A 24,320-nucleotide genomic window follows, 5' to 3' on the forward strand; every position below is an offset into this window, starting at 1 on the left:
GCACTGGTCTGCTCAATGGAGGATGTGACCACGGTTGCCGCACCCGTTTGTGCAGGCATCCAGTAGGACCATGTACCGCGACATTGGGGCGGGGCTAGACTGCTGGCGTAAGTCGCCAACCACGTCAGGGAGCACATGATGAACTACTCAGGAACTGGCAACGAAAAAGCCACCCCGGCCAGCGAACTCAACAGGACCCACGTGGGTCAGACCGTCAGTTTTGAGCCAGACGAATTCACGCTGGTGTTCGGAAAAATCGCGGCCATTGCGCGCAAGGAAGGCGGCGTGACCATCGCACTGCAGGGCGTCGAAGGAAGTGGCGGCCTGCAGTCCAGCTACAGCCTCCCGGGCAGTCAGCACGTCTACCTGCAGCCGGACATGCTCACCAATACCGAGTCCACCATCAAGGACCTCTTCGGCAAGGTCCAGGAAAACCTGCGCGGCGGGCACAAGGGCGATGACAGGACGGACAAGCTCTGACGGAGGAGCTGTCCGCCGACGACCCTCCCATCGTCCAAGACGGGCAGGGAGGGCCCGAATGTGGCTAGGCGTAGGGTGGAAGTCAGACGGAAGGAGCACTTCATGAAGAAAATCCTCATGGTACTGACCAGCGTTTCCGAGATCGGCGATACCGGAGAAAAGACCGGGTATAACGTGGCCGAGGCTGCACATCCCTGGAAGGTCTTCAAGGATTCAGGGCATTTCGTCGACTTCGCGTCCATCCAGGGCGGCCAGCCCCCGCGCGACGAGGTGGACTCAAAAGATCCCATCCAGGTCGCCTTCACGGAGGACGAGACCACGCGCGCCGGTCTCTACAACACTGCCCGCGTCGACGTCGTTGATCCCGACCAGTACGACGCCGTCTTCCTCGTGGGAGGGCACGGCACCATGTGGGACTTCCCGGACAGCGAAGGCTTGCAGAACCTCGTAGCCAGCGTCTACAACGCCGGCGGCGTGGTGGGCGCTGTCTGTCACGGGCCGGCCGGACTGCTGAACGTCGAGTTGGCCAACGGCTTTCGGCTGGTCGAGGGCAGGAAGGTCGCTGCCTTCACCAACGACGAGGAGGTTGCCGCAGGGAAGGACAAGGTCATCCCGTTCTTTCTGGCAGACCGGCTTGAGGAACAGGGTGCCACCCATGTCTCCGCTGGTGTCTTTGAGGAAATGGTGGTGGTCGACGACCGGCTGGTGACCGGCCAGAACCCGGCCTCAGCCGCTGGCGTGGCCAAGGAGATGGAGAAGCTCCTGGCAGAGGTCATCCACCAGGAAAAAGCCGAGGAACAGCACGAGGCGGAGGCGCTGCGCGCCGAAAAGGACGCCGAGAAGAGCGCCAAGAAGGCTGCTGCGGCAGGTACCGAGCACTAACGCCCGCAGGGGCACTGAAACTGGCGGCCGCCCCGCGACGGGGCGGCCGCCAGCAGCCGTACGTGCGCCGGCGACCATACTGTCCAACGCATCGCCGACCTGCTTCAGGTTCCGCGCTCCACGATGTACGGCCACCTCAACAAATCAAGGGGCCAAGCTTGCGGCAAAACAAAACCCCCGCTTCCCTTTGTTTATGAAGGGAAGCAGGGGCCTTGCCAATTGGCGGTGACGGTGGGATTTGAACCCACGTTGGCTTTGACACCAAACAACATTTCGAGTGTTGCACCTTCGGCCGCTCGGACACGTCACCAACCTGAATAGGTTACCGGAGCATACCGCCCATCCACAAAACGGCAGGCATTCAGCCCCGGATGGTGCAAAGGGACATCTATGCCCACGCCAGCGTCCGAGGACACCATGGGCCGTGCAGCGTCGCCGCTGTCGGTTCGGATGGCAACCTTGAGGTTCGGGTGATCAGAGTTATGCACATAGCCCTTCAGCCTCGCCGTTATTGTCACACCCCCGGGGATGATTTGAGTATGGATAGCAGAGCGGCTGTAGAGACGGCGGAGGCCCTGTCGGTGTCCTTCGCTGCGCTTGCTGTGGTGCTCCGTGAGGCTGTCGAAGCCCCGGATCCGTGTGCTGACCCGCTGCATCGGAGGTCCGAGCTCGCCCTGCAGACGCTGGCTGCCGTGGCCCGCGGGGAGGCGAAGATGGCGGCCCTGAAAGTCCAGGCGGTCGCCGACTATGACGACGCTGCCCAAGCCCTGGCGGGTCCGGCCACGTCACCAGAGGACAACACAGGGCAAGAGATGGCCGTAGTCGCGGAGGTCGCGTGCGTCCTAACAGTGAGCGAACGGTCCGCTGGGGCGCTGTTGGCCGAGGCCCACCAACTCACCACCAGGCTGCCCCTGACGTTCTCCGCGCTGCAGGCCGGGACGATTTCGTGGCAGCACGCCCGGATCATGGTCGATGAAACCGTGAACTTGGACCCTGCCGGCGCCCAGGCCCTCGAGGCACATTTCCTGGACCCTCACGTGGTGAATCCGGCACGTGGCCCGGCCGGCGAGCTCATCCCCGGAAGGTTCCGGCACAAGGCCCGGACGTGGCGGGAGCGCCACCACCCGGTCAGCATCGAAAAACGCCACATCAAGAGCGCAGCCGACCGACGCCTGGAATACGCCCCGGACCGCGACGGCATGGCCTGGCTCTCCGCCTACCTCCCCGCCGACCAGGCGGCCGCGATCTGGAACCGCACCACCACCGCAGCCCGTGCCCTCCAAGGGCCTCATGAGGACCGGAACCTCAGCCAGCTCCGCGCCGACACCGCCGCCACCTGGCTCCTCGGCGGAACCGGTGACCAGACAGATATGGACGGCGGCAGCGTGGCTGCTGGTGTTCCGTCACCGCGGGCGCAGGTGTTGATCACGGTCCCGGTCATGGCGCTGCTGGGCCAGACCGACGAACCCGCCATGCTCGACGGATACGGCCCGATCCCGCCGTCCATGGCCCGCCACCTGATCGCCGACGGCGCCGAATCCTTCCACCGCGTCCTCATCGACCCCCGCGACGGCGCACCGCTCGAGATCGGGCGGACCAGCTACCGGCTCACCAAAGCCCAACGCCAATGGCTCAGACTTCGCGACGGGAAGTGCCCGTTCCCCGGCTGCAGCAACCACTCCCTCGACAACGAGGCCGACCACCTCCTCGCCTGGGCCAAAGGAGGCAGCACCGGCATTTCAAATCTCGGCCAGCCATGCCGCAAGCACCACCGACTCAGACACATCACCGGGTGGAAACCCACCACCGCCACCAAGAATGAACCGCCAAGCTGGATATCACCCACCGGACGGCACTACCAAAGCGAACACCCCGACTGGGAACCACCGCAGTGGCCAAAACCCTGGCCGGATGATCCTGTTTCGGAGCCTCAACCGTCCGGCCTTCCTCTACCCGGCAATGAACTGCCCGACTGTGGGCTGCCATCGGACGACATCGTCCCAGACGAGGCGCTGCCGGACGGGCCAATGCCCGAAGACCCCTATCCGAACTGGGACTTCACTGCCCACAGCACTGTCCGGCCGCCAGCGCCAAGCGACGCCAGCGCCAAGTGACGGCAGGGCCAACGTGGGCAGGGTTAGGGCACTGGCAGGGCCAAGACGGGCAGAATTCGGCTTCTCTGCCATCAGGCTCTCCTCTCATCAACGGAGCGAACGGACAGTTATGACCCCGATTTCAAGGGCCGCAAGTGTTCGTTCGCGCCGGGCGGGTGTCGCGGAGAGCCCCGGCGGACTAGATTCATGAGCAAGATGACCAAGTCACGCAAAGAAGCGCAGGCGACCGCATACTGGACCACGGGCCCGGAACACGGCGAGCTCCGCAACGAGGCCCTGCCCGCTCCCGGGCCCGGCGAAGCCTTGGTCCGCACGCTGTATTCAGGCATCAGCAAGGGCACGGAAATTGTGGTGCACAAAGGCTCCGTCCCGCCCCGAGTGGCTGCGGAAATGCGCGCCCCGCACCAGGAGGGTACCTTCCCGTCGCCCGTGAAGTTCGGATATCTCTCGGTGGGCGTTGTGGAGGTGGGGCCCGAAGGCTGGGCGGGCCAGAAAGTCTTCTGCCTCAATCCACACCAGGACCGCTACGTCATTTCCACCGACGCCCTCACCAGGATTCCCGACGGCGTCCCCGCCCGCCGCGCCGTCCTCACCGGCACCGTGGAAACCGCCGTCAACGCCCTCTGGGAAGCCGGACCGAGGCTGGGCGACCGGATCGCCGTCGTCGGCGCGGGCCTGGTGGGTGGCATGGTGGCTGCACTGCTGCGGACTTTCCCGCTGGCCCGCCTGCAACTCGTGGACGTGGACCCGGAACGCAAACAGTTGGCGGACAGGCTCGGCGTGGAGTTCACCCGCCCGGATGATGCCAAACCCGACTGTGACATCGTGTTCCACTGCTCCGCTTCCCAGGAAGGCCTCGAACGCAGCCTGCAGCTGGCCGGCGATGAGGGGGAGATCATCGAGATGTCCTGGTACGCCAACCGCAAGGTCACGCTTCCGCTGGGTGAAGATTTTCACGCACGCAGGCTCTCCATCCGGGCCAGCCAGGTGGGCGTGGTTGCCCGGGCACGGCGGCACCGCCGGACCACGGCCGAGCGCCTGGAATTGGCTGTTGAGCTCCTCAAGGACCCGGTCTTCGATGCCTTCCTCACGGGTGCCTCCCCGTTCACGGACCTGCCGGCCGTGGTGCAGAACCTAGCCGACGGCACGCTCGAAGCCCTGTGCCATGTGATCGAATACCCCAACGCAGACAGCCCCGCGGACGCCAACCCCAAAGACAGGAAATAGCCCGTGTTCAGCCTGACCGTCCGACGCCACTTTATGATCGCCCACAGCCTCCCGCGGGAGGCCTTTGGCCCGGCCCAGGCCCTCCACGGGGCGACGTTCGTGGCGGAGGCGACGTTCCGCCGTCGTGCGCTGAACCCGGACTCGATCGTCCTGGACATCGGAGCCGCCGGCGGCATCATCGAGAACGTGCTGTCCGGCCTCAACTACAAAAACCTGGACGAACACCCGGACTTCGAAGGCAAGCTCAGCACCACCGAGGCGCTCGCGGAATACATCGCCCGCGCCGTCGCAGCCAAGCTCACGGATGACGACGACGGCCGCGAGCTCGCGGGGATCGACGTCACCCTGCGCGAAAATCCGGACGCGTGGGCCACCTACACCCTCGACCTGTCCGCCTGATCCCATGCTGGTCAGGTTCCTGGTCCCCGCCAACATCCGCCACAACTCCGGCGGCAACGTCTACAACGCGCGGCTCACCCAAGGCCTGAGATCGTTGGGGGTTGCCGTGGAGATGCTGGCGGTGGAAGGTTCGTGGCCTGACGCCAGCGCTAGGGACCGACGGCGGCTGGGCGGCCTGCTGGGCGCCTGGGACCCAAGGCCGGACTCATCGCAGTCGGACATCACCCCGGAAACGGTCACCCTCGTGGACGGGCTGATTGCGTGCGGTGCGCCTGGCGAACTGGAGTACGCCGCGGCCGCCGGACAACACCCGTGGGTCCTGCAGCACATGCCGTCGCCCAGCCACCCTTCCGGCGAAGGGCGGGCACTGCGGGCGGCCGCCGGAGTGATCTGCACCAGTTCGTCCGCAGCGGCCTCGGCCGCAGAAAAGCACGGGCTCCGCGCCAGCCGGGTTGTCCTGCCCGGGACGGACACGGCACCGGTGGCGTCAGGTTCGGCCCCGCCCCACATCATTGCGGTGGCCGCGCTGCTGCCCAACAAGGACCAGTTGCTGACCGTGGCCGCGCTGTCCCGGCTCCGGGACCTCGCCTGGACAGCGTCGCTGGTGGGAACGGACGACGCCGATCCCGCCTATGCGGCACAGGTCCGGGCAGCCATTGCCTCCCTTGGAATGGAGGACAGGGTGCGCGTGACCGGCCAGCTCGCCGGGACCGAACTGGCGGACGAGTGGAGCCGGACGGACCTGAGCCTTCTTGTGTCCCGGGCCGAAGCCTTTGGGCTTGTGGTGACGGAATCGCTGGCCCACGGGATTCCCGTCATCGTGCGGGAGGGGACCGGCGCCGTGGACGCCCTGGGCCTCGCCGGAAGACTCGCCGGCAGGCTCGCGCAACGAGTTGGCAGGCTCGCGGGAAAACCGGACGGCGAGCGTGGTGGTGAACGTGATGGCGGGACATATGCCGTGCCAGGTGCCGCCGTCGGACTCGCCGGACCCGAAGGCGACGCACCTCGTGGCAACGGACCTGAAGACCACCACGCGGACGTGCTCGCTGCCGTGATCCGGCAGTGGCTGGTGGACGAATCCCTCCGAGCCGGCTGGCGTGCCGCTGCCCTGGCGGCACGGGAACAGCTGCCCGGCTGGGACTCCACCGCCCGGAACGTCCTGGAAATCCTCGGCGTGCCTGCCAAAACGCCTCCTGCCAAAACGCCTGCTGCCAAAACGCCTGCTGCCAAAACGCCTCCTGAAGAAACCCCCGCCGCGGGGATGCCTACCGCTGCGGGTACGGCCGGTGGACAATAAGCCATGACCACGCTCCCGACCTCCGCCGCCGTATTGACCCAACAGGCCGTGACCCCCAAAGCCCTGAGCCAAGATGCCCCGGATCCGCAGGTGCTCACCCCAGAGCTCCTCAGGGCATGGGCCTGGCACAAGCAGGGCCTCGACGGCACACTCCAGGGCGCGGATGCCGCCGACGTGTTTAGCAGAGCCGGCTGGGCCCGTTCCGTGGGCGGCGCCAACCCGTACCTCACGCTCTTTGCCCGCGCCGGCACTAGCCGCGCGCAGGCGGACGCTGACGTCCTGTCGCTGAAAATCCATGAGCTGCCCACCGCCCGTGGCTGCACCTATGTGCTGGGACAGGATGACTTTGCGTGGGGCCTCCAGATCGGCCGGGACGCCGCCGTGGCGCCGTTCCGTGTGCTGGCGAGAATGGGCGTCGAGCGCGGCGAGATCACGCTGCTGGAGGAGGAGATCCTCCACGCCCTGGCCGAGGCCGGCAACCCGCTGGACCCCAAACAGCTCAAGGATCTCCTGGGCGATTCGGTCCGGAACCTCGGCGAGGAGGGCAAAAAGAAGGGCGCCGCCACCACGTTGCCCACGGCCTTGGGCCTCCTCCAGGCGGACGGACGGATCCGGCGCGTGCCCGCCAACGGCCGGCTGGATCAGCAGCGCTACGCCTACACGCTGTGGGGTTTGCCGCCCACCGCCATGGAGGACGACGCCGCCCGCAGCCTCCTACTGCAGCGCTATCTTGGCTGGACTGGCGGTGCCACGGTCAAGCAGTCGCAATGGTTCACCGGATTCACCCTGGCCCACACGAAGGCAGCGTTGGCCGCCACTGGGGCGGTGGAGGTTCCCACCGCCAACGGTGAGGTGCTGTGGATGATGCCCGACGACGTCGGGCGGCTTGCGTTGTTCGAGGCGCCGGCGGAGGAACAGATTCAGCTGCTGGCCGGCACGGATTCATTGGTCCTGCTCCGCAGGAACTCAGGGGAGCTGTTTGCCGAGGAGGACAAGGGAAAGCAGGTCCTGGGGTCCACGTTGGCGTTGCAGGCTGACTTGCCGGACCATCCGATCTTCGACCGCGGCCGGATCATCGGGCTGTGGCAATACGATCCCGGGAAATCACGGATTGCCTATTGGCTCTTTGGCGGGGCCACGCCCGCAGTATCCCGGCGCATCGCCGAGGTAGAGGCCTGGATCCGGGACGAACTGGGGGACTTCCGCTCGTTTAGCCTGGACTCGCCGGCCTCGCGCCAGGACAGGATCGACGCCCCGGATGCCGCAGGCTGAGGGTCGTGCAGGCAGGTGAGAGCGCTACAGCAGGCCCGAGACGAATTGCAGCCCGCCTACGACCCGTTACAGCCGGCTGCGGTGCGCTGCGAAGAAGTCCCTGAGGACCGCACCGCACTCCTCTTCCCGGACGCCGCCGTAGACCTCAACCCAGTGGTTGAGCCGGCGCTCGCGGAGGATATCGAATACCGAGCCCGCCGCTCCGGCCTTCTCATCCCAGGCACCGAAGACCACGCGGGGAATCCTGGCCAGGACCACGGCGCCGGCGCACATGGCGCACGGCTCCAGAGTCACCACGAGCGTGCAGTCGGCCAGCCGCCAGCCGTCCCCGGTGCCGCCGTCGAGTTTGGATAAGGCACGCAACCGGTCCGCCGCCTGCCGGATGGCCACTATCTCTGCGTGGGCAGTGGGGTCTCCCAGCTCTTCCCGCTGGTTCCGTCCGGAACCCAGCACGGCGCCGTCGGGCCCAATCACCACGGCGCCGATCGGCACGTCCTCGGTGGCCAGCGCGCGCCGGGCTTCGTCCAGGGCAAGACCCATCCATTCGAGGTGGTTCTTTTCTGCGGCGACCATGGCTCAATGATAGTTTCGAAGGATATCCAGCCTGCAAAGCATTAACGCCGGGGAGGCATAGTGGACACGTTCAGGGACCGTCTGGGCCAATGGTTCAAACCGTACGCCGCGCTGTGGATCACCATGCTGGTTGGGGGAGCGCTGGTGGTGACCATGGCGCTCCTGGGTGCCGAGGTTTACAACAACGTGGTGGATGAAGAGGGACTGACCGCCCTGGACCTGCCCGCGCTGGAGCTGTCCCAGGGCCTGCGGAACCCCGCACTGGATGCCGGGGTGACGGCTTTCACCAACATCGGCGGAGGCATCGGCATGCCCATCCTTGCAAGCATACTTACGGCCTGGCTCACGTTCCTGAGCCGGACCTGGCGGCCCATCATCCTGGTGGGCGGCGCCGCGGCCGTCTCCACGCTGGCCACCACGGTGGGCAAGCGGCTGGTGGGCCGCACTCGCCCGGACCACGCCGAAGCTGTCCCTCCGTACGAGACTTCGCCGTCGTTCCCAAGCGGCCACACCCTGAATACAACGGTGGTGATCGGTGTGCTCGTGTACGTCATGTGCCTCCAGTTCGAAGTGCTCTGGGCGCGCATCACGGCCATCACCGCCGGGGTGATCTTCATCATCGCGATGGGCCTGAGCCGGGTGTTCCTGGGCCACCACTGGCTGACGGATGTGATGGCCGGCTGGTTCCTGGGCCTTGCCTGGGTGGGCATCGTGATCCTGGCGCACCGGCTGTTCCATGTGCTGCGCAAACGCGAGCACGCGGGCCCGGCACCCACGTTCGAACACCCCGCCCTGCGGGACGATCCGTCGAGCTGATTCCCTGCCGGACGCTGCCCGGGCGGGTGATAGTTTTGACGCATGCGCACTCTCGTTGTGGACCACCCGCTGGTCGCCCATAAGCTCACCGTCCTGCGGGACAAGAACACTCCGTCACCGGTCTTCCGGCAGTTGACGGAAGAGCTGGTGACCCTCCTGGCCTACGAAGCCACCCGTGAGGTCCGCACCCAGCCGGTCACCATCGAGACGCCGGTCAGCACCACAGTGGGCACCGCTTTCACCAAGCCCACGCCTCTGGTGGTTCCCATCCTGCGCGCCGGGCTCGGCATGCTCGAGGGCATGACCAAGCTGGTCCCCACCGCTGAGGTGGGTTTCCTGGGCATGGCCCGCGATGAGGAAACCCTGGACATCATCACGTACGCGGAGCGGCTCCCTGAGGACCTGACGGACCGGCAGATCTTTGTTCTGGATCCGATGCTTGCCACCGGCGGAACCCTGCGCGAAGCCATCAAGTTCCTGTTCAAGCGCGGCGCCTCAGACGTCACGTGCATTTGCCTCCTGGCCGCGCCGGAAGGCCTGGCCAAGCTCGAAGAGGAACTGGCCGAGGCCAACGTGACCATCGTGCTGGCTTCCATTGACGAACGGCTCGACGAGAAGTCCTACATCGTTCCCGGGCTCGGCGACGCCGGCGACCGCCTGTACGGCATCGCCGGCTAGTACGGGCTGCTCCAGAATGTAAGTCTTCCGCTTTCCTGCCGCCGCCGTTAGCCTGTGGCGCATGGACTGGAAACTTGAACTCGTTTTTGTGCCCGTATCCGACGTGGACCGGGCCAAGGATTTCTACGTCAACAAAGTCGGATTCAACCCGGATTTCGACGAGCGGCCCATGGATGGCATTCGCTTCGTCCAGCTGACCCCGCCGGGATCCGCCTGCTCCATTTGTATTGGCGAGGGCCTCAATGACGCCCCTCCGGGCACAGCCCCAAGCCTGCAGATGGTGGTCAGCGACATCCAGGCTGCCCACGACCACCTCAAGGGCAACGGTGTGGAGGTCAGCGACATCGACATCCAGGACTGGGGGCACTTCGTCTACTTCGCGGATCCCGACGGAAACAAGTGGGCGGTGCAGTACATCCCGGGCCGTGACGCCTGAGGGCGGCGCCCGGGTCGCGACGCCTGAGCCGGTAACGCCTAAGGCAAAATAGGCAGCATGAACATCCCCACACCTACCGCCACACGAGCACCTGCCGCCGCACGAACACTGACCTGCCGGGCCGTCCTTTTCGATATGGACGGCACACTGGTGGACTCCACGGCAGTAGTGGAGGAGGTCTGGGGAGAATTCGCGGCCCGGTACGGCCTGGACATCGCCGAAATCCTGCGCACTTCGCACGGCGTCCAGGCTGCCGATACCGTGCGCCGTTTCGCGCCGGCGGGAGCGGACGTCGCGGCCCTCACCGAGGAACTGGGTGCGATGGAACGGGTGCGGACGGCCGGTATCATCGCGTTGCCGGGGGCTGCCGACCTGCTTCGCAGCCTCCCGGCCCAGGCAGTGGCGCTGGTGACTTCAGCGGACAGGACCCTGGCAGACATCCGCATGGACGCTGCCGGGCTGGACATGCCGGCCACGGCCGTGACGGCGGACCTGGTCACACGGGGCAAGCCGCACCCGGAAGGCTATCTGATGGCCGCCGGGCTGCTGGGCGTGAAACCGGATGACGCCGTGGTGTTCGAGGATGCGCCCGCCGGAATCGCGGCAGGCGTTGCTGCGGGTATCCGGACGGTGGCCGTGGGTCCGAATGCGGGCGAATTGCCAGCAGGCGTGCTGCATATCGCGGATTACCGTGCCGTGACGGCCTCCGTGGAAACGGACGCCGCGGGACGGCAGCTCATTTCTTTCCGGCTTTGACTCTTTCCGGCTTTGACGCCGGCGGATCACTTTCGTGATCCGCCGGCGCAGCTCAGCGACGCCGGCCGCCGGCGCCGCTCGGTCGGCCTAGTACCAGTTGTGCGACAGGTGGAAGTTCAGCGCCCCGCACGGTGACTGGTAGCGCTCCTGGATGTAGTTCAGGCCCCAGTTGATCTGCGTGCGGTAGTTGGTGATGTAGTCCGCGCCGGCGCTAGCCATCTTCTCAGCAGGCAATGACTGGACGATGCCGTACGCGCCGCTGCTGGCGTTGGTGGCCGTGGTGGTCCAGTCGGATTCCTTGGTCCACAGCGTCTGCAGGCACTGCATCTGGTCAGCGGACCAGCCGTACGTCGCCAGCTGGCCGGCAGCGTAGGCCTGCGCTCCTGCGGGGTCGTTGACTGCCACAACAGGCGCGGGCGCAGGTTCCGGGGCCGGAGCCGGAGCGGGCTCCGGGACCGGGGCAGGTGCCGGTTCGGCGGCCTGGGGCGCGACGTTGATCTCGGCCGGCGCAGCTTCCGGGGAGGCCGGGGGCTGGATCTCGGCTGTCTCGAAGCTCAGCTTCGACTGGGCGCTGGCTTGTTCGGCGGCCTGGTCCGCGCTGGCCGCAAGCGACGCAGACTCGGAAGCGTGTGCCGCGGCGCTGACGCCGACCAGCAGGGCGCACGCCGTCGCGAACACCGCGACGCGCTGGCCCACGGAGGGAATCCGCGCGGCCTTGGACAATGGGGACATAGCTGCACCGAAGCGCGTCTGCTTGCGGTGGCTGTGGGACTTTGTGTCGCCCTGCGGGCGCGTTTGTACCTTGAATTCAGACATGATGGATCGCCTCTCACACCTGCGGAGTTAGCTGTCGGGTTCGGATGAGGGCATCCGGCCACACGGCACAATCACGTGTTGGCTTAACCCCAAAGGGCACTTGGTGCCCGGGACGGTGGGTCCCCCGCCTCTGCCTCTGAAAACGGAATCCGGGAAGCGGCAGAGCTTGGCGTCATCCGGATATGCGGCCCAAACGGGAACCACACGTCATCGACGCTACAGGAGCTGGAACCTTAAGTCACATTTTGGTAACGGGAATCACGGCGATGGTGTGTCGCCTTGCTGCGCTCGGGCGTCAGTGGGTTGCGCCAGCGCGCCGGCAGGGAAGAGCAATGCGAACTCCGTCCGTCCGGCCCGTGATGTCACTTCCACGCTCCCGCCATGGGCCTCCATGATCGACTGGACAATGGCCAGGCCCAAGCCACTTGTGCCTTCGGACGCCCCGGCGCCCGAGGCCGGCGCCGTACCCTTGCGCGCCGCGTCTGCGCGGGCAAACCGGGAGAAAACGTGGTCAACGAACTCCGCAGGGATGCCCCCGCCGTCGTCCGTTACCGTCACCGCTGCGCCGCCATTGGCAGACTTCGTGACAGCGGTGACCACGGTGGTTCCCGGCGGCGTGTGCTTGCGCGCATTGGATAGCAGGTTGACAAGCACCTGACGCAGTTGGGATGCATCACCCGTGACGGCGAGCGGCTCGTCAGGCAGTTCAAGGCGCCATTGGTGGTCCGGGGCGATGACCTTCTCGTCACTGACGGTTTCGATCACGAGTTGTGTGAGGTCAACTTCGCTGAGCTTCAGGGGCTGGCCCTCATCGAGCCGGGCGAGCAGGAGCAGATCCTCCACCAGGGTGGTCATGCGTTCGGACTGGCTTTGGACCCGGGCCAGGGATTTCCGGCCGTCCGGCGTGAAGTCCTCGGTCATCCGCATCAGCTCCGTGTACCCGCGGATGGCGGTCAGCGGGGTGCGCAGCTCATGGGAAGCGTCGGCAACGAACTGCCGCACCTTGGTCTCGCTCCGCTGCCGCGCCTCGAGGGCACTGGCGACGTTGTCCAGCATCAGGTTCAGGGCGTGCCCTACGCTGCCCACTTCGGTTCCGGGGTTGGAGTTCGACGGCGGGACGCGCACCGCGAGTGCCACCTCGCCCGCGTCCAGCCGGAGCCGGGCCACCCGGGTTGCCACCTCGGAAAGCTGCTCCAGCGGCTTCATGGTGCGCCGGATCAGCACGGTTCCTGCCAGTCCGATCAGCGCCAGGCCGCCCAAGGAGACAAACACAAAGGTCCACACCAGCGATGCCAGCGTGCTCTCCTTGGCGGCGAGCGGAAGGCCCGTGACAAGGACATCGCCGTAGCCGGTTTGGACGGCCACAATTCGGTAATCCCCGTTGGACAGCGAGCGGTTCACGGGGATGCCGTTCTGCGTCAGCGCCAGCAGGGTCTGCTTGTCCTCGGAGTCGAGGGGTAGGCGTGTGGTGTCCGAGTCCAGGAAACCGCCACTGGGGATCTGGCCGTTCAGGATCCGCGCATTCAGCGTTCCGACACTCTGCCCGCGGGAGTCAAGCGGGTCCGGCCTGCCGTTGAATCCGCCCAGGGGCGGGCGGCCCGGACCGTTCGAGAGTTTGGCGGCCTGGCTCAGCTGTTCATCCAGCTGACCCGTGAGAAAGGAATCCATGGAGGCGTAACTGAACAGCCCCACGGCGCCGCAGATGGCCACCAGCAGGGCCATGGCCAACAGGATCAGGCGCGTGCGCAGATGCCAGGTGTCCGGTTTCAGCCAGCTCCGGGCTGGTGCTGGGGTTGCTCGCGGCGAGGACATGGAGCTGCTACTCAGCCGGTTTGATGACGTAGCCGGCGCCCCGCACGGTATGGATCATGGGCGGGTGCACTGCATCCACTTTCTTGCGCAGGTAGGAGATGTAAAGCTCCACAATGTTGGCCTGGCCGCCGAAGTCATAGTTCCAGACACGGTCCAGGATCTGGGCTTTGCTGATGACGCGTTTGGGATTCTCCATGAGGTACCGGAGCAGCTCGAACTGGGTGGCGGTGAGCAGGAGGGCGTCGCCCGCACGGGTCACTTCGCGCGTGTCGATGTTGAGGACAAGATCGCCCACCACAAGTTCGGCAGTGTCCATCGCGGCAACGCCGGAGCGCTGGACCAGGCGGTGCAGCCGCAGCAGGACCTCTTCCATACTGAACGGCTTGGTCACGTAGTCGTCCCCGCCGGCCGCCAGGCCCACGATCCTGTCCTGGACGGCGTCCTTGGCCGTCAGGAAAAGCGCAGGTACCTCCGGCGCGAAGGCGCGGATCCTGCCCAGCAGCTCAACGCCGTCGAACCCTGGCAGCATCACATCCAGCACCAGGACGTCCGGGCGGAACTCCTTGGCAAGCTTGACGGCCTCCGGGCCATCCGAAGCCACCGCAACGGACCAGCCGGCCATGCGCAGCCCCATGCTCATGAGCTCGGAAAGGCTGGGTTCGTCGTCAACCACCAGGGCGCGGATGGGGGAGCCGTCCGGGTGGGTCAGTTGTGGAAGGTTGTTGGTCATGGAGTGCGAAGTGGCCATGGGACAACTCTCCGATCATTCGGTTAGCCCGCGCTATGGGGTTCCTGTGCGCACGCTGTGAATCCCAGCCTAGCGAGCTGGATGGGCGATCTGGGGGCCGGGCGGGACGCCGACAATCCGCCGGCGGACGCCTTCTCCGCTGGACAGGCGACAAAACCCGGCAGGGAATCTCGGCAAGTCATTGGCCGGTGAATTTCAAGGTCTTGATATGGCGAAAGGGCGAACATTGTTCGCCGGAGAGGGCCATTTGCGCACCCATGGCGGACAACAACTCCTATTTTGCCGCCAAATCAGAATGGTGATCTGTAACACAAATCCGTATTTTGTCTCAGTATGCGGAACGTTGCACCCATTGTTACTTGCAAGTTTTCATTGTTACGTTGCACACTTTCAATTGTGAACAAGAACTCAACAGCACCTGCAGCCGCAGAATATTGGCCCAGCACATCCGCTGCTGCCGACATGCGCTGTTGTCGAATGCACGCCTGATCTTCAGACCCCACGAAGTTCTTAGGCATTCGCCCCCAGCCCAGCGTAGGGCGCCATCCCCAGATTTCATTGCGGGGACAATCAGCATTCGAGCCGCGATGACGGCCATTCACATTGAGGTAAGCATTCATGTCAGTTGCATCCGGATACGTCCACATCTCCGTCCGTAACGCAGGCAAGGCCGGCCAGGCTTCCGGCCTCCGCCAGGGGTTCGGTGCCCGACCGGCGTTCGCCCCGGCTGCACCCGGGGCCAGCTTTCCTGCCCCCGGCTACGCACCCCAGGGCTACAACCCCAGTTCCTACGGCCAGCTCCGCGCCGTCCAGCCTGCCGAAGCCGCGCCGCTCACCGCGCCCACTCCGGTGATCGCGGGACCCAACAGTGTACGCCCGGTCGCCAATGACACCGTGGCCCGCGGATTTGTCCTCTACATGGGCATCGACGAGGAGACCGCAGCGGCTGCCGGAACCTCCATTGCCAAGCTTGCCCAGGAAATCCGCGCTTACGCACAGTCACTCGTGACCGGTGCTGAAAGCTACGCGGCCGTGGCCGTGGCGCCGGCCGGCACCCCCGGTTCCGCGCTCGACGTCGTCCGTTCCACCTTTGGTGACCCCACCGTGAACGCGCAGAAGCGCACCGAGACTGCCCGGCTGCAGCAGCCCCAGGACCTGCGCCCGTCCGGCGTCCTGATCGACCTCGCCCGCCGCGAAGTCCACCTTGACGGCGAATCCCTGAACCTGACCTTCAAGGAATTCGAACTCCTGAACTACCTGGTGGAAAACGGCACCCGCACGGTTGGCCGCGATGAACTGCTTGAGGGCCTGTGGCGCAACGCCGAGGAAGTCCCCAACGAGCGCACCATCGACGTCCACATCCGCCGTCTCCGCTCCAAGCTGGGCCGCCTCGCCAACACCGTCCGTACCGTCCGCGGCCAGGGCTACCGCTTCTACGAGCACCCCGAAGTTATTGTCTGGGCCGCTCCGGAATACTCGATCTAGTCCTTACTTCAGTACCGCCAAAAGGCGGCACGATCCCTCTGCGCCTGCGCTCGTACCTCACGCAACAACGGCGCTTTCGGGATGTGCCGCCTTTTCGCGTTCAGTCCGGCCCCGCGAGTGTTGGCCTCCGCGGCTGATGTTCGACGGCGGCGCGGCCCACCTGTGTGGGCGTTAGGCTTGGGGGATGAGCGACCACCACATCAAACGCCTGGTGATCATGCGGCACGCCAAGTCCGACTGGCCCGGCGGTGTGGCGGATCATGAGCGGCCGCTGGAGGAACGGGGACACCGCGAGGCGCCCCTGGCCGGCAAGTGGCTGGTCAAACACGGCATCTTCCCGGACTTCATCCTCTGTTCCAGTGCGCTGCGCACCCGCCAGACCTGCACGTGGGTGTGCTCTGAACTGGGGGACAAGGCCCCGACGCCGAAACTTGAGGACGGCCTCTACGCCGCCTCTGCGCTGCGGATGCTCGCCGTGGTCAACCACGTGCCTGACACCGTCACCACACTGATGCTCATCTCGCACATGCCTGGCGTCCAGGACCTCGCCATGCACCTGGCCTCACGGGACTCAAACCACGACGCCTACATGGACGCCGCCACGCGTTACCCCACCAGCGCCCTCACGGTGCTGGAAACGGAAAAATCCTGGGCCGAACTGGACGGGCAGGACGCCCGGCTGACCAAGTTCAAGGTCCCGCGAGCGCACTAACGCCACGGGACCCAGTGACCCCATTGGACTCACTGACCCTATGGGACTCACTGACCCCATGGGACCCGGCGACCTCCCGCAGCAGTCCGGCGACGTACTGGATGCCCGGGCTGGCCGCCATGGTGCGGCGGTACACGATGCCCACCTGCCTGACCTGCATGGGGTTGACCAGGGGCAGGCCGACGACGTTCGCAGGAAGCGCGGGCCGGCCGAGGCGGGGGACCAGCGCCACCACGGCTCCCTGCTCCACCAGTGCGATGTGGGTTGCGAAGTCTGGATCGTAGACCCTGATGTCCGGCACCCGGCCAAGGTCGGCGAAGATCCTCAGTAGGGCCTCGTTGCAGATGGCTCCGTGCGGCGTGCTGATCCAGCGCTCGTCCACCAGATCCGCCGGCTCCACCTGGCCGCGTCCTGCCAAGGGATGGTCGCGGTGCACCAGGACGTCCGCTACGTCCTCGCACAACCACTCGAGGTTCATGTGCTCCGGTATGACCAGCGGGACGGAGTTCCAGTTGTGGACCACGCCCAGGTCCGCCTCCCCGTTGGCCACCCGCGCCACGGCTTCCCGCGGGTCCTCGGCCAGCACGCTGAGGTCCAGGTCCGCTCCGGATGAGGCCAGCCGTCCCAGCAGCGGCCCCACGAGGCCCCTGCAGGCCGTGGAAAAGGCAACAACCTTGAGGTGCCCGGTAGGTTTGGCCGGATCCGCCAAGAGCGTGGATTCCAGCTCCTCGAGCTCTGACAGGATGCGCCGGCCGTAAGCTGCCAGGGTGAGCCCGCGCTCCGTCAGCAGCACCCCGCGGCCGCGGCGCTCCAGGACGGGGAATCCGGTCTGTTTCTCCAGCTTCTTGATCTGCTGGGAGACGGCCGACGGGCTGAAGCCCATCACCTCCGACGCCGCGATGACCGAACCGTGCTGTTCAATCGCCGTCAGTGCCCGCAGCGAACCGATCTCAATCATGAAGCAAACGTACATGATTCGACGCAGAATTCAACGCTGGTGCTTCATCTGCCGGTCTGCAAGAGTGGGACCGTGAATCTCCGACACTCCCTCCTTGCTGCCTTGGTCGCCGTTCTCTGGGGCCTGAACTTCGTGGCCATCGACTTCGGCCTGCATGCGAACGGCCGTGAGGTTTCCCCGCTGCTGTTTGTGGCCATGCGGTTCCTCCTGGTGGTCTTCCCCTGGATCTTCTTCATCAGGAAGCCCGACGTCAGCTGGAAGGCGATCATCGGCGTCGGCGTCTTTATGAGCGCGGGCCAGTTCGGCCTTCTCTACCTGGCCATGGCGCTGGGCATGCCGGCCGGCCTCGCCTCCCTGGTCCTCCAGGCCCAGGTGCTGCTCACCGTCCTCCTGGCCGCCGGGTTCCTGCGCGAGCGGCCCAGCCGGAGCCAACTGGCCGGCGTCGTTCTTGGCGTTGCGGGGCTGGCCGTGGTGGCCGTCGGCCGCAGTGCCGTGGCCCCGGTGCTCCCGCTCATCATCGTCCTGGGAGCCGCGCTGTCCTGGGCGGCCGGGAACGTCATTGCGCGTCAGGCCAAGGCCGCCTCCGGGCTGGGGCTGGTGGTCTGGTCAGGCGCAGTGGTTCCCCTGCCCCTGGCCGGGCTGTCGCTGCTGGTGGACGGGCCGGACGCGGTGTTCGGCACGCTGGCAGACCTCCAGCCGGCCACGATCCTGAGTGCCCTGTACACGGCCATTTTCGCGTCGCTGGTGGGGTATGGGATCTGGAACCGGCTCCTGGCCAGCTATCCGTCGTCCGCCGTGGTGCCCTTTACCCTGCTGGTGCCCGTGGTGGGCATGAGCGCGGCCTGGCTGGCGTTGGGGGAGGTGCCCACGCCGGCGGAACTGGCTGGCGGGTTGCTCCTCCTGGGCGGGGTGGCGACTGCCGTGCTCACCGGCCGAGGCCGGCTGAATCAGCGGCAGGTTCTGCGGTTGGGTCAGCGGCGCGGCGCCGGTTTGGCGCCCGTCTTGGCGCCCGTCTTGGTGCCCGGTTTGGGTGCCGGTTTGCGGACCGGGGAGGCGGACGACGACGGCCGCTTGGCTGCCGAGGCTGGCATCCGGGCGGGTGCGCGGGAGCCCGACGCACGCTGACCGGTGGCGGCACCCCGGGGTGCCGCGCCCCCGGTTGACGCGCCCCGGGCCGCGGTGGCTCCAGTTGCCGGGCGCCGCGCGGCAGGGCGGCCAGTGCCGGAAGCGGGCCGCCGCTTGGCTGGCGCGGGCCTCCGTTTGGCAGTCCCCAACCGCCTGCCCGCCGGCCAGACTGCGCCAAGGAACAGGACCGCCAGCGTGGCCACCGCTGAGGCCCCACCCCAGTAGAAGTAGTTGTCCGGATCCCCGGTGGGGAGCGGTGTGCCGAAGATCGAGGACTGCTCGGCGAAGGCAAGCTCCCAGGTGCTGACGAAGGCAAGGGAGAAGGCAATGGTGAGGCTGGATCCCACAGCGGTGGCCACCAATACAAAGTGGCGCCCGCGGGCCAGGACCTCCGCCACAGCCGCAACATAGGCCAGCGCAACCAGGCCCAGGAACGTGACCATCACGGCCTCTTCCAGGGTGATGGCGGTGAGCACCAGCATGCCCACGGCGGCGACGGCCGCGATCACGGCGAACTTCCCGCTGTTACCCATGTGGCGCATGTGTCCAATCATCCCTGCTACTTCACGACATAGCCGCGCATGATTGCCATGATTGCTGCAACGCTTTGGTCACGGGTGCGTTCCGGGTTGTAGGTCTGCCGGTCCAGCCCCACCACAAAGCAGGCGCCAAAGATCGCCGTTTCGAGGCTTCCCCGCGAGATCGATTCGTCCACCGGATAGACGGCAGCCACGTTCTCTATGGCAGCGCCGATGACCGCCAGGAGTTCAGAACGGAGGACCGCGAACGTGTCCCGCCATTCGCTGGGAGTCCGCCAGTTTTCGCTCACCCACAAACGGGCGAAGGACGGGTAATCGTCCATAAAATCCATGGCCTGGCCGATCATGGCCTCCATGGCCACCAGTGGATCGGCACCGGGCTGCCCGGCCTCGCTAAGCAGGCGTGCCTTCAGGATGTCCACGCCGTGCCGCAGCAGCTGCGCGATCAGGTCCGACTTGCTGCCGAAGTTGTAGTAGACAGTGCCCTTGGAGACGCCCGCCGCCGCGGCGATCTCGTCCACAGTGACACCCGCTGCGCCACGCTGGCCGATCAGCTCCATGGACGCGTCGAAGAGCTTCTGCCGGGTGGCATTAGTCCGGGCCGGGCGGAGTTTCTTCTCGGCGGGACCGTGCATGGCGGGATCGTGGCCCACGGGATCATGCACGCCCGGAACGTGCACCCCAGGCTCAGGCACGCCAGGACCATGCACGCCAGGATCGGGCACCCCAGATCCCGGCGCGGGCGGGCTCATACCGCGATCTCCGGCTTGAGCGTTTTGAGCGTCCAGTACTTGTGCTTCCGGACCGCAAACGTGGACATCGCCGCGCCCAGCAACGTGTAGCCGAGCAGCCCCAGGACAGTGGGCACGATCCCGGACAGGTCCGCGCCGTAGATGAGGTGCCGCATGCCCGTGACCACGTAGCCCATGGGCAGGATTTCGTGGACAACATGGAGCGGCTGCGGGGTGGTCTGCCAGGGGAACGTGCCACCCGAGGACACCAGCTGTAGCACCAGCAGGATCAGCACCACCAGCTTGCCGGGTGACCCCAGCAGCGCCACGATGCCCTGGATGATGGCGCTGAAGGCCATGGCCGCGGCCAGCATAAACAGCCACATCAGCACCGGATGCGCGGGGTTGAGGCCCAACGCCAAGTTCACCACGAGGGTCAGCAAGCTCGCCTGCACCACCGAAACGGCCAGGAACGGAAGCCAGCCGCCGACGGCGATTTTCCAGGCCGGGGCGTTCGACGCCAGGGCCCGCTGGGTGATGGGCCGCATCGCCTGGACCAGCATGAAGATGCCGATCCACAACGCGAGCGTCAGGAAGAACGGTGCCAGCCCCGCGCCGTAGGAGTCCGCCTTTGCCTGGGAGACATTGCTGACCGCAACAGGATCGGCGATCACCTCTGAGAGGCTGCTCTTCTGCGAATCGTCCGGGTTGGGCACCTGCCCGGCTCCCTTGGAAATTTCGTCGGTCAGCGTCCGTGAGCCGTCAGCGGCGGTGCCGGCCCCGGCTTCCAGCTGCCCCGCACCGGCGTCGAGCGTTTGCGCCCCTTCCGCGAGGCGTCCGGCGCCGTCGAGCGCAGTCTGCTCGCTGGTGGCCAGCGTGGCCGCCCCGGTGTGGAGCTGGTCAGCGCCACCGGAAGCCTGAACAATGGCGTCCTTCAGCGCGGGGGTGGCCGTGGCCAGCTGGGCTGCGCCGACGCTCACGGCTTCGGAGCCGTCCGCGAGCTGCTGGATCTGGGTGGCGTCGGTCTGGATCCGGGTTTTCGCCGCGGCCACGGGGCTGGAGGCTGCCACCGTATCGAAGTCGGCCAGGATTTTGTCTGCCTGCACCTGGGTGATGACTTCGGAGGCGACCAGGCGGGCATTCGATTCGATCACGCGCGTCCGGAGTCCCTGGTCCGCGGCATCAAGCTGCGTGACGACGTCCTGGACCTTGGTGTTCAGCTGCGCGTTCCCCGCAGCCACCTGGGCCGCGCCGTTGGCCAGCGTCCGGGTGTCGGTGGGCAGCGTGGCGGTGCTGTCCTTCAGGACGGAGAGCCCGCCGCTGAGCTGCCCGGCGCCGTCAGTCAGCTGATTGGCCCCGTCACGCAGTTTCAGCTGCCCGTTGTAGAGCTCGCCGGCTCCCGCGCTGAGCTCGCTGGTGCCCGTATGCAGGGTGACGGTCCCGTCGCGGAGGGTGGCCACGCCGTCCGCCAGCTGCCCGGCGCCGTCGGCGGCCTTGAGCATCTGGGCGTGGATGGTGCCGAACCCGGTCAGCAGCTGGTTCGCCGTCTCTTCGCCCACTTCCTTGGCCACAGTTGTGTGCACCGCGGTGGTCAGCTTGTCCACGATGGTGCTCAGCAGGTAGTTGTTGGCATCGTTGGTGGTGACATTCAGCATCGCCTGGCTGGCTGAATCGAAGCTGCCAGGTGAGACCAGGTTCGTGGAGAATTCTGCCGGGATTTTCAGTGCAAACGCGTACTTGCCGCTGCTGACCCCTGCGTCGGCCTCGGCCGCCGAGGGGACCGCCTGCCAGTTGAAGACGTTCCCCTCCACCAGGCCGTCCGCCACCTTTTTGCCCGCCTGGAGCTCGGTGCCGTCGCTGGACGTGGCGCCGGTGTCTTCCACCACCAGGGCGGCCTCGATCTGGTTCAGGTTCCCGTAGGGATTCCAGTTGGCGTACAGGTACACGGCCCCGTACAGGAGCGGCACCATGATCAGGGCCAGGATGGTCAGCTTCGGCAGCAACCCACCGGTCATCCGCTTGAGTTCGGAACGGGCCAGCCGCAGCACGGTCACTTGGCATCCTCGGTTTCGAGTAAGAGGGATTCGGTTTCTTCGTCTGTGAGAGCCGGCGCATCGGACGCTTCGTCCACGTCAGCGACGGCGTTGCCGATCACCGTGGCCGGTCCCGTCCACCCTGCCGGGAGGGCAGTAACGGTGACGACGACGGCGAGCGGCCGGCCGGCGTCGTACGCCAGCTCCTCAAGCCGCGGGAGCCAGTCCGCAGCGTGGGCACCGTGCCTGTCGGGGGAGTCCACCACCAGGAGGTCGGTGTGCGGGTTGGCGAGGGCCAGTGCCGTCAGCAGTTCAATGCGCCGGTCCGGCGCCAGCTGCTCCGTCCACAGGTCCGCGATGTCCTCGAAACTATTGACTTTGAGCCAGGGCTTGCTCAGCAGCGCGCCCCGGTAGCGGCGGGGGATCAGGGCGAGGTCCTCGGTGACAAGGTCCCGGACACTGAGGTGCTGCTCGGGCTCATTTACGTTGGGGGAATCCACCAAGGCGCTCGCGAGGCGGAGGGATTTGATGCGTTCGTTGGCGTCCCAGGACATCCGGCCACCAGTGGGTTTCATGCGCCCGCTGATGGTCAGGGCAAGGGCTGTCCGCTGGTCCTGGCGTTCGGCGGTGACGAGGAGGAGCTCACCCCGGCCGACCCGCAGAGAGGTGGGCGGAAGCAAATCGTCGCGCCGGCCCTTCACAAGGAGCTGCTGTACGGAGAGCAAAAATGGCCTTTCGACGGTGTATGTCCACCTCCAGCCTAACTGAACTGACTGGTCAGTTCAAATAGTGCGGGTGGAGGAGGCGCGCGTGAAGCAGGCCAGCGCGAACTGACACTTGCGGTCCCTCCTACAAGCCGTACTTCTCCAGGAGCCGCAGCCACACCTCGCTGACCGTGGGAAACGATGGCACCGCATGCCACAGCCGCTCCAGCGGGACCTCGCCCACTACTGCGATGGTGGCCGCGTGCAGCAGTTCGCCCACGTCCGGGCCCGCGAAGGTGGCGCCGAGCAGGACCCGCCGGTCCTCGTCCACCACCAGCTGCGCCCAGCCTTCGTAATGTTCCGAATGCAGGGACGAACCCGACACTTGGATTGGCAGCTCCACGGACGACACGTTGTAGCCGTCCCGCTTTGCCTGCTCCACCGAGCGCCCCACGGCCGCCAGTTCGGGATCCGTGAACACCACGTTCGGGACAGCATGCTGGCTGGCGGTCTGGGCGTAGCGGCTCCAAGCCTCGGGGGCGCCGCTGAGTTCGCCCTTGGCGCGGGCCGCGATGGCATCGCCGGTAGCCCGGGCCTCGTACTTGCCCTGGTGCGTGAAGAAATTTCTGCCTGCGGCGTCGCCAACAGCGTAGAGCCAGGGATCCTCACCTTCCTCGCCCTTCTCACCCGGGGTGCCCGGGACGTCCTGGACGCCCTGGACTAGTCCAGTGGAGTCGGTGGTGAGTTTCAGCGGCTGCCCGTCCTGCGCCTCGAAACCCAGGCTTTCCAGGCCGAGGCCTTCGAGGGCGGGATGCCGGCCTGTTGAAACGAGGACCTTGTCCGCAATGACGGTGGTGCGGACGTCCGGCGTCTGATCCTGAAGTGTCAGGGTGAACGTGCCGTCGTCGTTTTCCCGGACACTTTCGGTGGACGTATTGAGGCGGACCGCCACGCCGTCCGCGCGCAGCCCCGCGACCACAAGTTTGCTGGCCTGTGCGGGGAACGTGCCCAGCAGGCCGCTCCTGGCCACCAGCGTCACGTCCGAGCCCAGGCGTGCGAATGCCTGCGCCAGCTCGCTGCCCGCGACGCCCCCGCCGATTACAGCCAGGCGCTCCGGTACCTCCTTGGCCGAGGTGGCTTCGCGTGTGCCCCAGACCTGCAGGTCCGCCAGGCCCTCGATGGGAGGTGTGGTTGGCGTGGAGCCGGTGGCGAGTACGACGGCGTGACGCGCCTTGAGTTCATAAGTGTTGCCGTCCAGCCCGGCTACTTCAACGGTGCGCGGCGCGGTGATCCAGCCGTGGCCACGGATCAGCTCAATCCCGGTATCTTCCAGCCACTTCACCTGGCTGTCGTCCTGCCAGTTTGCGGTGAAATAGTCCCGGCGCTTCAGGACTGCCGCTGCATCCAGTGTCAGGGTGACGGCTTCCGCTGCGCCGGGTACCGTCTGTGCGCCGTGCAGGGCTGTGCCGGGGCGGAGCAGGGCTTTGGACGGAATGCAGGCCCAGTACGAGCATTCGCCGCCCACCAGTTCGGCTTCAACAAGGACAGCCGTCAGGCCGCCCTGGACCACCCGGTCGGCGACGTTTTCCCCCACGGCACCAGCGCCGATCACAATGACATCGAATTCACGTTGCAGCGTTTCAGGCGTCATTCGTCCAGCGTACGCCCGCCTCGCGGGAGGCGGGGAGCGCCGTCGTCGTCATTCCGGTGACTGCAGAAAGGGGTGA

The 24,320-nt window shown here is 66.4% G+C and carries 24 protein-coding genes, 1 tRNA gene and 1 riboswitch; of the genes, 14 read left to right on the forward strand and 11 right to left on the reverse strand.

Going from position 1 to position 24,320, the window contains the following annotated elements; genetic code table 11:
* The first annotated feature begins 135 nt into the window (after window positions 1-135).
* Entirely contained in the window at window positions 136-480 is a 345-nt protein-coding gene (locus NIBR502772_RS05560) for a hypothetical protein (protein ID WP_308292696.1), read from the forward strand.
* A 102-nt stretch (window positions 481-582) separates the two neighbouring features.
* The gene (locus tag NIBR502772_RS05565; protein ID WP_141139404.1) at window positions 583-1,362 is read left to right on the forward strand and encodes a type 1 glutamine amidotransferase domain-containing protein; all 780 of its coding nucleotides are present in this window, start codon (window positions 583-585) and stop codon (window positions 1,360-1,362) included.
* Between the two features lie 220 nt (window positions 1,363-1,582).
* Here the strand turns inward: NIBR502772_RS05565 and NIBR502772_RS05575 are convergent.
* Window positions 1,583-1,672, reverse strand: a tRNA-Ser gene (locus NIBR502772_RS05575).
* 229 nt (window positions 1,673-1,901) lie between these two features.
* On the opposite strand from NIBR502772_RS05575, the gene NIBR502772_RS05580 reads away from it, so the two are divergent.
* The 5 genes from NIBR502772_RS05580 to NIBR502772_RS05600 all read left to right on the forward strand — a co-directional run bounded on the left by NIBR502772_RS05580 (window position 1,902) and on the right by NIBR502772_RS05600 (window position 7,671).
* Entirely contained in the window at window positions 1,902-3,476 is a 1,575-nt protein-coding gene (locus tag NIBR502772_RS05580; RefSeq protein WP_141139405.1) for an HNH endonuclease signature motif containing protein, read from the forward strand.
* Window positions 3,477-3,671: 195 nt separating this feature from the next.
* Window positions 3,672-4,703, forward strand: a complete 1,032-nt coding sequence (locus NIBR502772_RS05585) for a zinc-binding alcohol dehydrogenase (protein WP_141141956.1) — start codon at window positions 3,672-3,674, stop codon at window positions 4,701-4,703.
* Between the two features lie 3 nt (window positions 4,704-4,706).
* Window positions 4,707-5,102, forward strand: coding sequence for a 6-carboxytetrahydropterin synthase (locus NIBR502772_RS05590; protein WP_141139406.1), 396 nt, complete (start codon window positions 4,707-4,709; stop codon window positions 5,100-5,102).
* Between the two features lie 4 nt (window positions 5,103-5,106).
* Window positions 5,107-6,399 carry a glycosyltransferase family 4 protein gene (locus NIBR502772_RS05595; RefSeq protein WP_141139407.1) on the forward strand — a complete coding sequence of 431 codons (1,293 nt, stop codon included), beginning with the start codon at window positions 5,107-5,109 and terminating at the stop codon, window positions 6,397-6,399.
* A 3-nt stretch (window positions 6,400-6,402) separates the two neighbouring features.
* A complete protein-coding gene (locus NIBR502772_RS05600; protein ID WP_141139408.1) occupies window positions 6,403-7,671 on the forward strand; it encodes a DNA glycosylase AlkZ-like family protein in 1,269 nt (422 codons plus the stop codon).
* 66 nt (window positions 7,672-7,737) lie between these two features.
* On the opposite strand, the gene tadA is transcribed toward NIBR502772_RS05600, so the two are convergent.
* Complete coding sequence (gene tadA / locus NIBR502772_RS05605; RefSeq protein ID WP_141139409.1) at window positions 7,738-8,244, reverse strand: tRNA adenosine(34) deaminase TadA; 507 nt, start codon at window positions 8,242-8,244, stop codon at window positions 7,738-7,740.
* 123 nt (window positions 8,245-8,367) lie between these two features.
* Between tadA and NIBR502772_RS05610 the strand changes: the two genes are divergently transcribed.
* The 4 genes from NIBR502772_RS05610 (at window position 8,368) to NIBR502772_RS05625 (ending at window position 10,930) form a co-directional block, all read left to right on the forward strand.
* Entirely contained in the window at window positions 8,368-9,060 is a 693-nt protein-coding gene (locus NIBR502772_RS05610) for a phosphatase PAP2 family protein (RefSeq protein WP_371706870.1), read from the forward strand.
* Window positions 9,061-9,102: 42 nt separating this feature from the next.
* Window positions 9,103-9,738, forward strand: a complete 636-nt coding sequence (gene upp / locus NIBR502772_RS05615) for a uracil phosphoribosyltransferase (RefSeq protein WP_056342624.1) — start codon at window positions 9,103-9,105, stop codon at window positions 9,736-9,738.
* Window positions 9,739-9,799: 61 nt separating this feature from the next.
* Entirely contained in the window at window positions 9,800-10,174 is a 375-nt protein-coding gene (locus NIBR502772_RS05620) for a VOC family protein (protein WP_141139410.1), read from the forward strand.
* A gap of 57 nt (window positions 10,175-10,231) precedes the next feature.
* Complete coding sequence (locus tag NIBR502772_RS05625) at window positions 10,232-10,930, forward strand: HAD-IA family hydrolase (RefSeq protein ID WP_141139411.1); 699 nt, start codon at window positions 10,232-10,234, stop codon at window positions 10,928-10,930.
* Window positions 10,931-11,017: 87 nt separating this feature from the next.
* Here NIBR502772_RS05625 and NIBR502772_RS05630 read toward each other — a convergent pair whose 3' ends face one another.
* From NIBR502772_RS05630 to NIBR502772_RS05645, 4 genes are all read right to left on the reverse strand, one after another.
* Entirely contained in the window at window positions 11,018-11,746 is a 729-nt protein-coding gene (locus tag NIBR502772_RS05630) for a hypothetical protein (RefSeq protein ID WP_141139412.1), read from the reverse strand.
* Between the two features lie 5 nt (window positions 11,747-11,751).
* Window positions 11,752-11,928, reverse strand: a riboswitch (cyclic di-AMP (ydaO/yuaA leader).
* A gap of 76 nt (window positions 11,929-12,004) precedes the next feature.
* On the reverse strand, window positions 12,005-13,558 hold the full coding sequence (locus tag NIBR502772_RS05635) for a cell wall metabolism sensor histidine kinase WalK (protein WP_141139413.1): 1,554 nt from the start codon (window positions 13,556-13,558) through the stop codon (window positions 12,005-12,007).
* 7 nt (window positions 13,559-13,565) lie between these two features.
* On the reverse strand, window positions 13,566-14,306 hold the full coding sequence (locus NIBR502772_RS05640) for a response regulator transcription factor (protein ID WP_141139414.1): 741 nt from the start codon (window positions 14,304-14,306) through the stop codon (window positions 13,566-13,568).
* Window positions 14,307-14,596: 290 nt separating this feature from the next.
* Window positions 14,597-14,926: a hypothetical protein gene (locus NIBR502772_RS05645; RefSeq protein WP_141139415.1), complete on the reverse strand. Its 330-nt coding sequence runs from the start codon at window positions 14,924-14,926 to the stop codon at window positions 14,597-14,599.
* Between NIBR502772_RS05645 and NIBR502772_RS05650 the strand changes: the two genes are divergently transcribed.
* Together NIBR502772_RS05650 and NIBR502772_RS05655 are read left to right on the forward strand one after the other, a co-directional pair.
* Entirely contained in the window at window positions 14,925-15,791 is an 867-nt protein-coding gene (locus tag NIBR502772_RS05650) for a winged helix-turn-helix domain-containing protein (protein ID WP_141139416.1), read from the forward strand. The two genes, NIBR502772_RS05645 and NIBR502772_RS05650, sit on opposite strands and share 2 nt — an antisense overlap.
* Before the next feature lie 184 nt (window positions 15,792-15,975).
* Window positions 15,976-16,503, forward strand: coding sequence for a histidine phosphatase family protein (locus NIBR502772_RS05655; RefSeq protein WP_141139417.1), 528 nt, complete (start codon window positions 15,976-15,978; stop codon window positions 16,501-16,503).
* On the opposite strand, the gene NIBR502772_RS05660 is transcribed toward NIBR502772_RS05655, so the two are convergent.
* Complete coding sequence (locus NIBR502772_RS05660) at window positions 16,481-17,461, reverse strand: LysR family transcriptional regulator (RefSeq protein ID WP_141139418.1); 981 nt, start codon at window positions 17,459-17,461, stop codon at window positions 16,481-16,483. The two genes, NIBR502772_RS05655 and NIBR502772_RS05660, sit on opposite strands and share 23 nt — an antisense overlap.
* Before the next feature lie 72 nt (window positions 17,462-17,533).
* On the opposite strand from NIBR502772_RS05660, the gene NIBR502772_RS05665 reads away from it, so the two are divergent.
* Window positions 17,534-18,586, forward strand: a complete 1,053-nt coding sequence (locus NIBR502772_RS05665; protein ID WP_141139419.1) for an EamA family transporter — start codon at window positions 17,534-17,536, stop codon at window positions 18,584-18,586.
* A gap of 559 nt (window positions 18,587-19,145) precedes the next feature.
* Here NIBR502772_RS05665 and NIBR502772_RS05675 read toward each other — a convergent pair.
* The 4 genes from NIBR502772_RS05675 to NIBR502772_RS05695 form a co-directional block, all read right to left on the reverse strand.
* The gene (locus NIBR502772_RS05675; RefSeq protein ID WP_141139420.1) at window positions 19,146-19,760 is read right to left on the reverse strand and encodes a TetR/AcrR family transcriptional regulator; all 615 of its coding nucleotides are present in this window, start codon (window positions 19,758-19,760) and stop codon (window positions 19,146-19,148) included.
* A 113-nt stretch (window positions 19,761-19,873) separates the two neighbouring features.
* Complete coding sequence (locus tag NIBR502772_RS05685; protein WP_141139421.1) at window positions 19,874-21,910, reverse strand: YhgE/Pip family protein; 2,037 nt, start codon at window positions 21,908-21,910, stop codon at window positions 19,874-19,876.
* Window positions 21,907-22,614, reverse strand: coding sequence for an ABC transporter ATP-binding protein (locus NIBR502772_RS05690; RefSeq protein ID WP_141139422.1), 708 nt, complete (start codon window positions 22,612-22,614; stop codon window positions 21,907-21,909). The genes NIBR502772_RS05685 and NIBR502772_RS05690 overlap by 4 nt, the downstream gene beginning before the upstream one ends.
* Window positions 22,615-22,738: 124 nt before the next feature.
* Window positions 22,739-24,244, reverse strand: coding sequence for an NAD(P)/FAD-dependent oxidoreductase (locus NIBR502772_RS05695; protein ID WP_141139423.1), 1,506 nt, complete (start codon window positions 24,242-24,244; stop codon window positions 22,739-22,741).
* Between the last annotated feature and the right edge of the window lie 76 nt (window positions 24,245-24,320).

This window comes from Pseudarthrobacter sp. NIBRBAC000502772 (genome assembly GCF_006517235.1).
GTDB lineage: Bacteria > Actinomycetota > Actinomycetes > Actinomycetales > Micrococcaceae > Arthrobacter.